11 protein-coding genes and 1 tRNA gene are annotated in these 12,933 nt (G+C 61.6%); 7 read left to right on the forward strand and 5 right to left on the reverse strand.

The window, feature by feature from the left end; translation table 11 throughout:
* Positions 1-63: 63 nt before the first annotated feature.
* Together FJ425_RS20300 and FJ425_RS20310 are read right to left on the reverse strand one after the other, a co-directional pair.
* Entirely contained in the window at positions 64-1,149 is a 1,086-nt protein-coding gene (locus FJ425_RS20300; RefSeq protein ID WP_140636470.1) for a porin, read from the reverse strand.
* 441 nt (positions 1,150-1,590) lie between these two features.
* Positions 1,591-1,681: transfer RNA gene (locus tag FJ425_RS20310), tRNA-Ser, on the reverse strand.
* A gap of 448 nt (positions 1,682-2,129) precedes the next feature.
* Here FJ425_RS20310 and FJ425_RS20315 point away from each other — a divergent pair.
* The gene (locus FJ425_RS20315; protein WP_140636472.1) at positions 2,130-3,347 is read left to right on the forward strand and encodes a porin; all 1,218 of its coding nucleotides are present in this window, start codon (positions 2,130-2,132) and stop codon (positions 3,345-3,347) included.
* Between the two features lie 856 nt (positions 3,348-4,203).
* Here FJ425_RS20315 and FJ425_RS20320 read toward each other — a convergent pair.
* The gene (locus FJ425_RS20320; protein WP_140725658.1) at positions 4,204-5,883 is read right to left on the reverse strand and encodes a sulfotransferase; all 1,680 of its coding nucleotides are present in this window, start codon (positions 5,881-5,883) and stop codon (positions 4,204-4,206) included.
* A 180-nt stretch (positions 5,884-6,063) separates the two neighbouring features.
* On the opposite strand from FJ425_RS20320, the gene FJ425_RS20325 reads away from it, so the two are divergent.
* The 4 genes from FJ425_RS20325 (at position 6,064) to FJ425_RS20340 (ending at position 10,069) form a co-directional block, all read left to right on the forward strand.
* Positions 6,064-7,176 (forward strand): pyridoxal phosphate-dependent aminotransferase, encoded by a 1,113-nt coding sequence (locus tag FJ425_RS20325; RefSeq protein WP_140725661.1) that lies wholly within the window; start codon positions 6,064-6,066, stop codon positions 7,174-7,176.
* Positions 7,177-7,454: 278 nt separating this feature from the next.
* Positions 7,455-7,736: an acylphosphatase gene (locus tag FJ425_RS20330; RefSeq protein ID WP_140546883.1), complete on the forward strand. Its 282-nt coding sequence runs from the start codon at positions 7,455-7,457 to the stop codon at positions 7,734-7,736.
* A gap of 479 nt (positions 7,737-8,215) precedes the next feature.
* On the forward strand, positions 8,216-8,863 hold the full coding sequence (locus tag FJ425_RS20335) for a TetR/AcrR family transcriptional regulator (protein ID WP_140636480.1): 648 nt from the start codon (positions 8,216-8,218) through the stop codon (positions 8,861-8,863).
* A 42-nt stretch (positions 8,864-8,905) separates the two neighbouring features.
* The gene (locus FJ425_RS20340; RefSeq protein WP_140636482.1) at positions 8,906-10,069 is read left to right on the forward strand and encodes an isovaleryl-CoA dehydrogenase; all 1,164 of its coding nucleotides are present in this window, start codon (positions 8,906-8,908) and stop codon (positions 10,067-10,069) included.
* Here FJ425_RS20340 and FJ425_RS20345 read toward each other — a convergent pair.
* Complete coding sequence (locus FJ425_RS20345; RefSeq protein ID WP_140636484.1) at positions 10,066-10,434, reverse strand: type II toxin-antitoxin system HicB family antitoxin; 369 nt, start codon at positions 10,432-10,434, stop codon at positions 10,066-10,068. The genes FJ425_RS20340 and FJ425_RS20345 overlap by 4 nt on opposite strands.
* A complete protein-coding gene (locus FJ425_RS20350; RefSeq protein WP_140636486.1) occupies positions 10,431-10,685 on the reverse strand; it encodes a type II toxin-antitoxin system HicA family toxin in 255 nt (84 codons plus the stop codon). Before FJ425_RS20350 ends, FJ425_RS20345 begins: the two co-directional genes overlap by 4 nt.
* A 99-nt stretch (positions 10,686-10,784) precedes the next feature.
* Between FJ425_RS20350 and FJ425_RS20355 the strand changes: the two genes are divergently transcribed.
* Both FJ425_RS20355 and FJ425_RS20360 read left to right on the forward strand, forming a co-directional pair.
* Complete coding sequence (locus FJ425_RS20355; protein WP_140725664.1) at positions 10,785-12,392, forward strand: carboxyl transferase domain-containing protein; 1,608 nt, start codon at positions 10,785-10,787, stop codon at positions 12,390-12,392.
* Positions 12,393-12,394: 2 nt separating this feature from the next.
* On the forward strand, positions 12,395-12,925 hold the full coding sequence (locus FJ425_RS20360) for an O-acetyl-ADP-ribose deacetylase (protein ID WP_140725667.1): 531 nt from the start codon (positions 12,395-12,397) through the stop codon (positions 12,923-12,925).
* Positions 12,926-12,933 lie beyond the last annotated feature (8 nt).

Below are 12,933 nucleotides of genomic sequence, written 5' to 3' on the forward strand. Positions count from 1 at the left end.
AAACAAAAACCAGCCCGGGCAAGAAAACGCCCGGGCTGGATTTCACTTGTGCAAGTCCAGCCCTTAGAAGTCGCGCTGGAAGCGGAGGACGGCGCCGATGCCGTCGTCGCTGACGTGGAAGTCACTGTCAGACGCGTTGAAGTAGTCAACTTCACCGATGACCGTGAAGCCCGGCACGACGGTGTAGGCAACATTGGCAGCCACCGCGAAGGTCTTGCCTTCGTCATAGGAAAGCTGAGCGTTGAACGAGGTCTTGTCGTTGAACTTGTAGGTGCCGCCACCAAAGACGGCCCAGTTGCCATCCCAGTTCTTGAAAGAGTTCGTGTCGACGTGCTTGTCCGAGCCATAGTTCACCATGGCCCACAGCGACAGCTCGCTCGTGGCATTCACGTCCAAGCGAGCCTTGCCGGCCCACTCTTCCCAGACGCTGTCATACGCAGCAGTAGCGCTGATCGAGCCCCAGCCCTGCGTGTACTTCACGCCGCCGACGACATGCGGAACATAGCTGTCGACCGTATTGCCACCGGCACCATCTTCGAGCGAAACCACTGCCGAGAAGCCGTTGCCGGCATCGAAATAGTACTGGACCACGCCGGTATCGAAATCGCCGCCGTAGCCGACGATCGAGTCGTCGATGACGTTGCCGGCATAGCCGCTGAACGTCACCCAGGCCGACTCGTCCTTACCGACGCGGAAACCGCCGAGCTGGATCCAGGCGAAGTTCAGTGAGGGAACACCGCTTGAAGCCGAGATGAAGCCGCCGTCAAAGTCGCCGTGACCGGTATCCCAATTGAAACGGGTCTCGGTGTAGGTCTTCAACGTGCCGAGCTCGGTTTCCTGGCCGGTCCAGGTCTTCAGCGTGAAGCGGGCGTGCTTGGAGTAGGTGTCGTTCAAGCTACCGTCCGAACGATCACGGACGTTCGTGGCGCCGTTGATGTCGCCCACGCCGATGTCGTAGCGGATGTAGCCGCCGATGCGCAGGCAGGTTTCGGTGCCCGGGATGTAGAAATAGCCGGCGCCGTACACGTCGCAGATCTTGACGTATTCAGCCGGTTCCGGCTCGGCGACGGTCACAGCGTCCGCGGCGCGAGCACCGGAAACTGCGACGAGGGCCGCAGCTGAGCCGAGAAGAAGGCTCTTGATGTTCATTTTCTGACCTCCAGTCAGAATCGGACGGGAAAGGTCGAAGAAAAGGCATCATTCTAAGAATTCTCTTGTCATTTCAATGAGATAATCCTTGGCCAGTCAGTACAGCCCTGTCCGCCAAAACCGCTTATTGGCGAAGGCCTTTCCAGATCCGGTCTTGAAATATTGCTCGAGCTGCCGGGCGTTGGCCTCGGTTTCAACCGCGATATAGGCCTTCAAGGCGACAGGCAGATAAGCCTTGGTCGAAGTCACCTGTCCTGATTGGCGATTCGAAACGACGCCGGAGATCGTTTGTCGATCCGACATAGACATCGCCGCTATGGAGCTGCAGGAAATAGACGTACCATATGGTCCCCCCACGCTACTTCCTAGCTTCGGGCGACACTCCTACGCCCAAAATGCGGCTCCGGGTGGCCTGCCACCCGAAGCCCGCAGGGTGTAGGATGGCGGAGAGGATGGGATTCGAACCCACGAGAAGCTTTTGACCTCTACTCCCTTAGCAGGGGAGCGCCTTCGACCACTCGGCCACCTCTCCGTCGCGCCGGTGGATAAAGAAAAGCGCCGGCACAATCAACAAGCCGGCGCCATAATCAGCGAAAAATCGGCGGGCCTGCGTTCTCCCGCCGCTTCAGATGGCGATTCTGCGGCAATCGCCTGGCGGCCGACTCAGCTGCCCGCCGCATTTCCGTCGGTCCTTTGCCGGATTCGGGCGGATTCAGCCTTACGCGGACCTCGATGGTTAACGAGAGCTTTCGGAGTGAGGCCAAATCGTGTCATTTGTGCAACAACCCCCGGCGATAGCGCCCGGACGGCCCTCGCTGTGGCACGATCGTGGTTGAACGGCGCCGGCTCATGGGTAATGTCAGCTTCGAAGGAGCGGCGCGGTGCGCATCTTTTTCGGTAGTGGGGATGGGGCAGGGAACGCTGTCCTTCAGCAAAAAATACCCAGACCCGTTTTTTAACTTTTGACTGGAGGTCAGAAAATGAACATCAAGAGCCTTCTTCTCGGCTCAGCTGCGGCCCTCGTCGCAGTTTCCGGTGCTCGCGCCGCGGACGCAGTGACCGTCGCCGAGCCGGAACCGGCTGAATACGTCAAGATCTGCGACGTGTACGGCGCCGGCTATTTCTACATCCCGGGTACCGAAACCTGCCTGCGCATCGGCGGCTATCTCCGCTATGACATCGCCGGCGGCGACATCGGCTCGTTCGACGGTGCCCGCGGCGCCGACGTCAAGGACGGCAAGGACCAGGGCACCTGGTTCAAGCATGCTCGTTTCTCGCTGAAGACCTGGACCGGCCAGGAAACCGAGCTCGGCACCTTGAAGACCTACACCGAGACCCGCTTCAATTTCCAAAACTCGGGGAACACCGACACTACACCTTTCGTCAATGCCCCCGGCAGCAGCACCTCGCTGAACTTTGCCTGGATCCAGCTTGGCGGCCTGCGCGTCGGTAAGGACGAATCGGCTTTCGATACGTTCGTCGGCTACGCCGGCAACGTCATCCAGGATACGCTGATCCCCTATGGCGGCTTCGACACCAATGTCGTGCAGTATTACTTCGACGCCGGCAACGGCTTCTCGGCGGTGGTCTCGCTCGAAGAAGGCGCGGGTGCCGGCACTCTCAGGGATCCTCTCGGCGTTGGTCTTGGTGCAGCCGCCAACTATGGCGCATATTACGGCGCGGGCGCGATCGACTCCTATGTTCCGCATATCGTCGGCGGCGTGAAGTGGACGCAGGGCTGGGGCGCGATCACCGGCGTCATCGCCTATGACAGCAACTACGAGGAAGTGTCCGGCAAGGTCCGCTTGGACGTGAACGTCAACGACGCCCTCTCGCTGTTCCTCATGGCCGGCTATGGCACCGACGACAATCTCAACGACCGCACCTACTTGCACTATGCAGGCGGTCGCGGCTTCTACAAGCCGTGGGGCGGCAACTGGGCTGTGTGGGGCGGCGGTACCTACAAGTTCAACGAGAAGGCCTCGTTCAACATCCAGGCCTCGGCTGACGATTGGAAGAACGTCGGCGTCGCCGCGAACGTCGCCTACACTGTTGTCCCTGGCCTCACGGTCACGGCCGAAGTCGACTACCTCCATGGGGGCCGGTTCGGCGATGCTGGTCCGGAGAACTTCACCTTCACCGGTGGCACCAAGAAGAACGTCGTCGGCGGCATCCTCCGCTTCCAGCGCGACTTCTAAGGCCAGATATTTCTGCGATACAAAGAAACCCGGCGGGCAACTGCCGGGTTTTTCTTTCTGGTTTGATGCATGTCGAGGTTCCAAACCGCCGCGCGGTTTGGGTGCTCATCAGCAATGTCGAAGGCGGCCGTTTGGCATTCCACACCGTCGAAGTGAAGCGTCGGTGAAGAGCTTCAACTCCGGCGAAACAGGCTCTCCGACCCTACGCGACATCTCTTCGCCTGGGAGCAGATCGAACACTCCCCGCTGCGTTTGCCAATTGCCAACGTCGAGGCATGAGCGGGAAGGTGCCAGTTTCATCAATTCCGGGGAAATGCCCGACCGGCACCGCAGTTGCTTCTAGTAGCACGGCACAGGGATTTTGACCGACCGGCTCTGTTGCGTTGGCAGGTGGAGATTGGCCGAAACGCCCACCTCGTCGTCATTCCAGGGCGGAGCAGGAGCGAAGCTCCGTCGCGAAGACCCTGGAATCCATGCCGTTGCCTTCGCCAAGGAATGCAACGGAGCAAAATTCTGCACCGCAGCAACGCTTCCAAGTCACGGAATGGATTCTATGGTCTGCGCCGCGTCGCTTCGCTCCTTGCTCCGCCATAAAATGACGACGTTGGGGCGGCTTCAACCAATCCCCGGCGACTTCACGGAAATGAATGGAAAATCTTGCACCAAGACAAATGGCAACCTTTCAAAATCCCTGTGTCGGGGAACTGGAGAACGCAGGACGAAGCGGCGGGAGCGGATCATCACCGATCCAGCATTATGTGGCAGGTTTCTCGACCAAGTCAGACGGCATTGACAGATGCCGCCAGTGTTTCCGCATCGAGCAACCGGCTCGCCGCAGCCGTTCCAGTGGCCGAAATCAAACTTCGGCGAGGTCGCCTAGTGCTTCGATGAGCGGTTTGATCTCGCCCTCAAAATTCTTCCAGCGCTTGACGGAGGATTTGTAGATCGGCTGACGAACCTGCCAACGGCTGGGGGTGGTAACGGCCCCTTCCCTGTCGAAGAAACGAAGACATGCGTCATCCCAAGGCAGGCCGAGATAGTCTATGAGCCGGCGCGACTGTGCCTCCTGGTCCTCGACAAGCGTCTCATAGCGATTCTCGAAGATACGGCCTGGGAAAACCTCGTTCCAGTGACGCATCAAGCGGTCGTACTCGCGATAGTATAGGCCTAGCGCCTGCAGGTCCGTGTTGTAGCTGTGTGCTGAGCTGAACGGCAGGACATAGCACGATACGCAGTTATCGATTGCGTCGCGGCGACAGTGAATGATGCGCGCCTTGGGAAAGAGCAGCGTGAGAAGGCCAATCAATTCGAAATTGTGCGGCATCTTATCCACGATGCGCTGCGCCGTCGGGGCGCGTTCCCGCAGATAGGTAAGGTGCTCTTCAGCCAACGTCCTGGACAAGCCTTCGGTGATCGTCTGGATCGGCTTGTTGAAATCCGGGACAGAGGGTTGCAGGCCGATTGCATTCGCAACCCGCCTCAGTTTGCTAAGCTCTCCGGCGCCATGAACCTCAGGATGGCTGGCGCAGATCTGTTCGGTAAGCGTCGTTCCCGAGCGTGGCATGCCCACCACGAATACGGGCGCTTCGGAAGTATTGCCGTAACCAGACCTTGCGGCAAACAGCTCCGGCGTGAAGGTTTCAATCGTCAGGTCTACGAAGCGACGGTACCGATCGATGTCGAATTTGTAACCTTCCGCTTGCTTCGCCTTCTTGAAGTGGTCGAAGGCTTCCGCATAGCGCTTGAGGTCGTTTTCCACCTTGCCGGCGGCGTAGTTGAGGCTGGCTTTGGCCTCCGGCTTAAGCCCCGGACTGTCCAGTTCGCGAAGGATCGCCTGGAGCTCGGCGGGCTCCTCGGTGAACTTTCGGGTTTGCACAAGGTCGTAGTAGGCGGCCGCCGCGTCGATGCGGCGTTCGATCGCCTCCTTGAGATAGGTAGCGGCCTCATCCATGCGCCCAAGACCGGTGAGCGCGGCCGCTATTCCGATCCGCGCCTTGGGATGGTCGCGGTTGATCTTCAGCGCCTTCTCATAGAGCGGCAAAGCCAGGTCGGGTTTGTCGAACTGGGTGTAGACGCGCCCTAGGGCGCAAAGCGCCTCTATGAGATCGGGCTGCACTTCCAAGGCATACTGAATATGGTCGATCGCTGCCGAATATTCACTCAGCTTGCCATAGGCCTCGCCAAGGCTGAGGTGGTAATAGGGGTTCTTAGGCTCTTCCGCGATCGCACGCCCGAAATAGCGCAGCGCCGCCTCGTCGTCGTAGCCGAGGCAAACGGTGCCCATGATGTAGAGCGCCAGCGGATGGTTTGGCGTTCGAGCCAGCACCTGGAAGCATAGATCCTGCGCTTCATCGAGTCGTTTGGCTTGTTGACACTCATAGGCTTTCGCCAGCAAAGCGTCGTCGGCCTGCGCGCGGGCAAGCGAATTTGCCTTGTGGAGGCTCGGCTGTGGCGGACTTGCCTGGGGCCATCTGGGTTTCGGCGCAGGGCCGGATTTCAAGTGTTTGGACCAGGCGGGCGGCAGACGATTGTTCATGGTGTCTGCTAGCAAAAAGCGCGGCTGGAATCCAGTCCAAGCTCGACGCGCAGCCGATGCTTTCAGTGACGTTTGCATCCTTCGCCGCGCGAGTAAGAACGCGTTCAGCGGTTTCAATCCAGCTTGCGCGTAATCAACCACCACGCTAGCAAGAACGCCATTTCCACGCGAGCCTGTGCCATGCTTCGTCGCCCCTCCCTCACGCCGATCATCGGCGCGCTTCCGACCACGGTGCCGTTCGTCGGCCCGGAGGCGCAGGAGCGCGAGCGCGGGCGGCCGTTCCGCGCCCGCATCGGCGCCAATGAAAGCAGTTTCGGGCCTTCGCCGCGCGTCATCGCGCGCATGGAAAGCGTTGCCCGCGACCAGTGGATGTATTGCGATCCCGACAATTACGAATTGAAGGTGGCGGCCGCCGCGCATCACGGCGTGGCGATCGAAAACGTGGTCGTGGGCGAAGGCATCGACGGCCTGCTCGGCCTGGTGGCGCGCATGTATGTCGGCCCTGGCGATGCGGTGGTCACCTCGCTTGGCGCCTACCCCACCTTCAATTTCCATATCGCCGGCGTCGGCGGCCGCCTGGTGACGGTGCCCTATGCCAATGACAAGGAAGACCTGGACGGTCTTCTCGCCAAGGTCGCGAGCGAAAAGGCGCCGCTGGTCTATCTTTCGAACCCCGACAATCCGATGGGAAGCTGGTGGGAGGCGCCGGATGTCGTCCGCTTCATCGAAGCGCTGCCGGAAACCACCATGCTGGTGCTGGACGAGGCCTATGGCGAGCTGGGACCGGCCTCGGCGCTGCCGGCGATCGATGTCGCGCGGCCGAACGTCATCCGCATGCGCACCTTCTCCAAGGCTTACGGCCTGGCCGGCATACGCTGCGGCTACGCCGTAGCGGAGGCGGAAGTGATCCGCGACTTCGAGAAGATCCGCAACCATTACGGCGTCAGCCGCATGGCGCAGGTCGCCGGCCTCGAGGCGCTTGCCGACCAGGATTATCTGCGCTCGGTGGTGGCGCGCGTTGCGGCGGGCCGCGAGCGCATTTCGGCCGTCGCCAGGCAGAACGATCTCAAGCCACTGCCGTCGGCGACCAATTTCGTCACCATCGACTGCGGCCGCGACGGCGCCTTCGCGCTGAAGGCGATGCAGAACCTTTTGTCGCGCGACGTGTTCATCCGCAAGCCGATGGCGCCACGGCTGGACCGCTGCATCAGGGTCAGCGTCGGGCTCGACCGTGAGCTCGACATCTTCGCCGAGGAGTTGCCAGGCGCGCTGGCGGCGGCGCGAGGGAACTAGGATGTGTTGATATTCAGGTGATGCCAGCCTGCAAATGCTGGTTTTCTACGCTTCCGGTGCTCACGGACCCGAATGTCCGCTCCGCTCCGGCCTTCGCCGGCCAAAGCCCTCATAAGTGTCTCGGCTCTATGAAGGCTACGGCCGGCGTAGGCCGGTTCTCGAAAGCCACCATTTTCGGCTTGGCCTGACCTGAATCTCAACACACCCTAGCCCAAGTCCCCGTTGCCTTTGCCCTTTGCTGTGCCAGATTCCGCCAGGTGCAACGCGGAGCACAGGCAATGCAAGGCGAGCATAGAGCCGTTCGGGCGCGTATTTCCGGCATGGTGCAAGGCGTCAGCTACCGCGTCTGGACGCGCGCAGAAGCGATGCGTCTCGGGCTGACGGGTTGGGTGCGCAATGAGCGTGACGGCTCGGTCACCGCACTGATTGCCGGCGGAGGTGCCGCTGTCACGGCGATGATCGAACGCCTGTGGCAAGGGCCGCGGGGCGCGCTCGTCTCGAATGTCGAGGTCGAGGAGGCGGCCGAAGAGGCGCCCTTAGATTTCAAGATCATCGTTTAGTGGCACTGCACAGGGATTTTGACCGGCCGGCTCTGTTTGCGTTGGCGGGTGGCATGCGTTGGAGATTGGCCGAAACGTCCATCGCGGTCGTCATTCCAGGGCGGAGCAGGAGCGAAGCTCCGTCGCGGAGACCCTGGAATCCATGCCGTTACCTTCGCCAAGGCGTGCAACGGAGCAGAATTCTGCACCGTGGCGGCGCTTCCAAGTCACGGAATGGATTCTATGGTCTGCGCGCGTCGCTTCGCTCCTTGCTCCGCCATAGAATGACGAGGTTGGGGCGGCCCCAACCACTCCCCGGCGTTTGCGCTGATTTCACGCAAATGAACGGAAAAACTTTCACCGAGGCAAACGGCAACCTTCGAAATCGCTTATCGGGGAACTAGTCTCATTTCATCTCCGCAAAGCCGGGGCGGGCAACGAGCGTATGAACCGCTTGAATTAATTAAACGTTCGTTTTATTATTCCTGCCAGAGGCAAACATGGCACGCACCACAGGTTCCGACGGGGAAAAGACCGAAGCGGCCGTTCGCGAGGCGGCGGTCAGCCTGATCGCGCGCCTCGGCTACGAGGCGATGTCGATGCGGCAGCTGGCGGCTGAGGTCGGCGTGCAGGCGGCAGCGCTCTATCGGTATTTCCCGACCAAGGAGGATCTGCTTTTCACCTTGATGCGAGAGCATATGGAAGGTCTGCTCAAGGCTTGGGAAGCGGCGCGACCGGCGAGCATCGATCCGGTCACCCGGCTCGCCGCCTATGTCGAGAACCACATCGCGTTCCACATCGAGCGGCGCCACGCCACCCATGTCTCCAATATGGAGTTGCGCAGCCTTTCGCATGAAAGGCTGACGCAGATCCTCAAAATGCGCACGGCCTATGAGAAGGAACTGCGCACGATCCTGCGCGACGGCGCCGAGGCCGGTGTCTTTCAGGTCGACGACACCGGGCTCACTGCCATGGCGTTGATCCAGATGATGACCGGCGTCATCGTCTGGTTCAGGCCGGGCGAGCGGCTGTCGATCGCCGAAGTCACGGCATCATATCTTTCGATGACAATGCGCCTGGTCGGCGCGACAATCAGCCATGGCACCGCGCGTCGCTTGGGGCGCGCCAGGGACGCCGTGGCACTCTGATACGGCGCGATCTCCGCGAAGACCGGCGCAGGGAGGAACGGCATGTACACGAATACGCTGAACTTCGGATTGGATCCGGATATCGAGGCGCTGCGCGATACGGTGCGGCGCTTCGCCCAGGACAGGATCGCGCCGATCGCGGCGGAGATCGACCGCTCCAACGAATTTCCCGCGCATCTGTGGGCCGAGCTCGGCGCGCTCGGCCTGCTCGGCATCACCGCCGATCCGGACTTCGGCGGCAGCGGCATGGGCTATCTCGCGCATGTCGTGGCCATGGAGGAGATTTCGCGCGCGTCCGCCTCGGTCGGCCTCTCCTACGGCGCGCACTCGAACCTCTGCGTCAACCAGATCAACCGCTGGGCCACCCCGGCGCAGAAGGAAAAGTACCTGCCTGCCCTTTGCTCGGGCGAGACGGTCGGCGCGCTGGCGATGTCGGAACCAGGCGCCGGCTCGGACGTGGTGTCGCTCAGGCTGCGCGCCGAAAAGCGCAACGACCGCTACGTGCTCAACGGCTCGAAAATGTGGATCACCAACGGTCCCGACGCCGGGACGATGGTGGTCTATGCCAAGACCGATCCGGAACGTCATGCGCGCGGCATCACGGCTTTCATCGTCGAGAAGACGATGGCCGGCTTTTCGGTGGCGCAAAAACTCGACAAGCTCGGCATGCGCGGCTCGAACACCGGCGAGCTCGTGTTCGAGGATGTCGAGGTGCCGTTCGAGAACGTGCTGCATGAGGAAGGGCGCGGCGTCGAGGTGCTGATGTCGGGGCTCGACTACGAGCGCGCGGTGCTGTCCGGGGGCCCGATCGGGCTGATGGCGGCCTGCCTCGACGTCGCTGTGCCCTACGTGCAAGAGCGCAAGCAGTTCGGCCAGCCGATCGGCACCTTCCAGCTGGTACAAGGCAAGCTTGCCGATATGTACTCGACGATGAACGCCGCGCGCGCCTACGTCTATGCGGTTGCGGCCGCCTGTGACCGCGGCGAGACTTCGCGAAAAGACGCCGCCGGTTGCGTGCTGTTCGCCGCCGAGAAAGCGACGCAGATGGCGCTCGATGCTATCCAGCTGCTCGGCGGCAACGGCTACATCAACGACTATCCGACGGGACGGCTGCTGCGCGACGCCAAGCTCTACGAGATCGGCGCCGGCACCAGCGAGATCCGCCGCTGGCTGATCGGGCGCGAGATCATGGCGGAGGGGGTTTAATGCGCTCGGCTCGTCACTTTCGTCGAGCCTTCGTCGACCCGCTTACGAGCCGCTTCGGCGAGAGTGTCCGAAACCCATTGATTAATGGATTTGCCGTCGCTGGAAGCCGCCCGGCTGACAAGACGGTGGACTTCCGGCGTGGTGCGCAAGGCGAGTTTGCCAGAAAAAGGTTTTTCCGGCTCCTTGTTCTGTTCCGCGCAAAATTCGAGGTAGTCGTCGACACATTCATGAAAAGCCTTCAGCAATTCTTCCGCCGAATCGGCTTCGTATGTGAAGATGTCGCGAATACCCACGATACGACCGTGAAACACGACGTCGTTTTCGTCGAACTCGATGGTTCCCAGATATCCTTTGTATGGCCTCATAGCTCAACACCCGAATCTAGTAGGAAAGTCCTGATCTCCCGGACCACATATGCTTTCGTATCAGGCGAGGGATGCGGTCGATGGACTCGAAGCGTTATACCGTTCAATGTGAAGCGGACCCGCGATCCGCGTCCTTCCGAAACTTGCGCGCCGAGCGCAACCAGCAAAGCCTCAACATCTCGCCACTTGATCGAAGCGCTGACCGGGTTTGCAAATATCCTGTCCAGCGTCTGTCGATGTGCTGTCTTCATGACTTTTCGCCCTCCCGAGATCGAAGACTTGGTCGACTCCTCTCGGGTCAGGGCGAGAGCCAAGTGATACTAAAATATGATATCATCTGAGGTCCGTCAATGCCTGCGCTTACGTCCCAGATCTCACCCTCCTCGGATACATTCCGCGCCAATGCGGAGCGCATGCGGGCGCTGGTCGCCGACATCGCCGAGAAGGCGGCAAGCATCGAGCGCGGCGGCTCGGACGAAGCCCGCGAACGCCACGTCTCACGCGGCAAGCTGTTGCCGCGCGAGCGGCTGGCGCAACTGCTCGACACCGGCTCGCCCTTCCTCGAGGTCGGGCAGTTCGCGGCGTGGTCGATGTATGGCGAGGACATTTCCTCGGCCGGCATCATCACCGGCGTCGGCCGCGTCGAGGGCACCGAAGTCATGGTCGTCGTCAACGACGCCACGGTGAAGGGCGGTACCTATTATCCGCTGACGGTGAAGAAGCATCTCAGGGCGCAGGAGATCGCGCTGCAGAACAACTTGCCTTGCGTCTACCTGGTCGACAGCGGCGGCGCCAACCTGCCCAACCAGGACGAGGTGTTTCCCGACCGCGAGCATTTCGGGCGCATCTTCTACAACCAGGCCAACATGTCTGCCGCCGGCATCCCGCAGATCGCCTGCGTGATGGGTTCCTGCACGGCGGGCGGCGCCTATGTGCCGGCGATGTCGGACGAGACGATCATGGTGCGCAACCAGGCGACCATTTTTCTCGGCGGTCCGCCGCTGGTGAAGGCCGCCACCGGCGAGGATGTCAGCGCCGAGGAGCTCGGCGGCGCCGATGTACACACCAGGCTCTCCGGCGTCGCCGACCACTACGCCATGGACGACGAGCACGCCTTGGCCATTTGCCGGCGCATCGTCAAGAACCTGAATCGGAACAAGGCTCTAAACCTCAATCTGCAGAAACCGGTGCCGCCGCTTCACGATCCGCAGGAACTCTACGGCATCGTGCCGACGGATTTGCGCCAGCCTTATGACGTGCGCGAGGTGATCGCGCGGCTCGTCGACGGTTCGGAGTTCGACGAGTTCAAGCAGAACTACGGCGCGACGTTGGTCACGGGCTTTGCCCATCTGCACGGCATGCCGGTCGGCATCCTCGGCAACAATGGCGTGCTGTTTTCCGAAAGCGCGCTGAAGGGCGCTCATTTCATCGAGCTCTGCTGCCAGCGCGGCATCCCGCTGATCTTCCTGCAGAACATCACCGGCTTCATGGTCGGGCGAAAATACGAGGCCGGCGGCATCGCCAAGGACGGCGCCAAGCTGGTGATGGCGGTCGCCACGGCACGCGTGCCCAAGCTCACGGTGATCATCGGCGGCTCGTTCGGCGCCGGCAATTACGGCATGTGCGGCCGCGCCTATTCGCCCCGCTTCCTGTGGATGTGGCCGAACGCGCGCATCTCGGTGATGGGCGGCGAGCAGGCGGCCACCGTGCTTGCCATGGTCAAGCGCGAGGGCATCGAGCGTAAGGGCGGTGAGTGGAGCGCCGAGGACGAAGCGAAATTCAGGAAGCCGATCCTGATGAAATACGAGCATGAGGGCCATCCGCTCTATTCCTCGGCCCGGCTCTGGGACGACGGCATCATCGATCCGGCCAGGACCCGCGACGTGCTGGCGCTCAGCCTTTCGGCGGCGCTCAATGCCGGAATAGAGGCGACGAAATTCGGCGTGTTCAGGATGTGACGATGAGCGCTCTCGGCGACAGGATCCGTATCCACACCGGCGACATAACCAGGCTTGCGGTCGACGCCATCGTCAATGCCGCCAATTCCTCGCTGCTGGGCGGCGGCGGCGTCGACGGCGCCATCCACCGCGCGGCCGGGCCGGAGCTGCTTGCCGAATGCCGCGCGCTTCACGGCTGCAAGACCGGCGACGCCAAGCTGACCAAGGGCTATCGATTGCCGGCGCGCTATGTCATCCACACGGTCGGTCCGGTGTGGCGAGGCGGCGGCCAGGGCGAAGCCGAGCTGCTCGCCTCCTGCTACCGGCGCTCGCTCGAAATCGCGCGCGGCCATGATTGCCGCACGATCGCCTTTCCGGCGATCTCGACCGGCATCTATCGCTTTCCGAAGGAGCAAGCGACCAGCATTGCCGTTGGCACCGTCAGCAACTTCATCGCGCAGAATGTGCTGCCGGGAACCGTGACTTTCTGCTGCTTCGACGAGCCGACCGCGGAACTATACCGGCGAGCCATTGCTGCCCTCGGGAAGAGCTGACCTCGATG

Origin of the sequence: Mesorhizobium sp. B2-7-2 (assembly GCF_006440775.1) — a bacterium.
GTDB lineage: Bacteria > Pseudomonadota > Alphaproteobacteria > Rhizobiales > Rhizobiaceae > Mesorhizobium.

What these genes read in the sequence shown, in the direction of transcription:
- FJ425_RS20360 (WP_140725667.1), top strand. Translation starts at nt 12,395, where the DNA reads ATGAGCGCTCTCGGCGACAGGATCCGTATCCACACCGGCGACATAACC.
- FJ425_RS20330 (WP_140546883.1), top strand. Translation starts at nt 7,455, where the DNA reads ATGCAAGGCGAGCATAGAGCCGTTCGGGCGCGTATTTCCGGCATGGTG.
- FJ425_RS20340 (WP_140636482.1), top strand. Translation starts at nt 8,906, where the DNA reads ATGTACACGAATACGCTGAACTTCGGATTGGATCCGGATATCGAGGCG.
- FJ425_RS20335 (WP_140636480.1), top strand. Translation starts at nt 8,216, where the DNA reads ATGGCACGCACCACAGGTTCCGACGGGGAAAAGACCGAAGCGGCCGTT.
- FJ425_RS20350 (WP_140636486.1), bottom strand. Translation starts at nt 10,685, where the DNA reads ATGAAGACAGCACATCGACAGACGCTGGACAGGATATTTGCAAACCCG.
- FJ425_RS20325 (WP_140725661.1), top strand. Translation starts at nt 6,064, where the DNA reads ATGCTTCGTCGCCCCTCCCTCACGCCGATCATCGGCGCGCTTCCGACC.
- FJ425_RS20300 (WP_140636470.1), bottom strand. Translation starts at nt 1,149, where the DNA reads ATGAACATCAAGAGCCTTCTTCTCGGCTCAGCTGCGGCCCTCGTCGCA.
- FJ425_RS20315 (WP_140636472.1), top strand. Translation starts at nt 2,130, where the DNA reads ATGAACATCAAGAGCCTTCTTCTCGGCTCAGCTGCGGCCCTCGTCGCA.
- FJ425_RS20320 (WP_140725658.1), bottom strand. Translation starts at nt 5,883, where the DNA reads ATGAACAATCGTCTGCCGCCCGCCTGGTCCAAACACTTGAAATCCGGC.
- FJ425_RS20355 (WP_140725664.1), top strand. Translation starts at nt 10,785, where the DNA reads ATGCCTGCGCTTACGTCCCAGATCTCACCCTCCTCGGATACATTCCGC.
- FJ425_RS20345 (WP_140636484.1), bottom strand. Translation starts at nt 10,434, where the DNA reads ATGAGGCCATACAAAGGATATCTGGGAACCATCGAGTTCGACGAAAAC.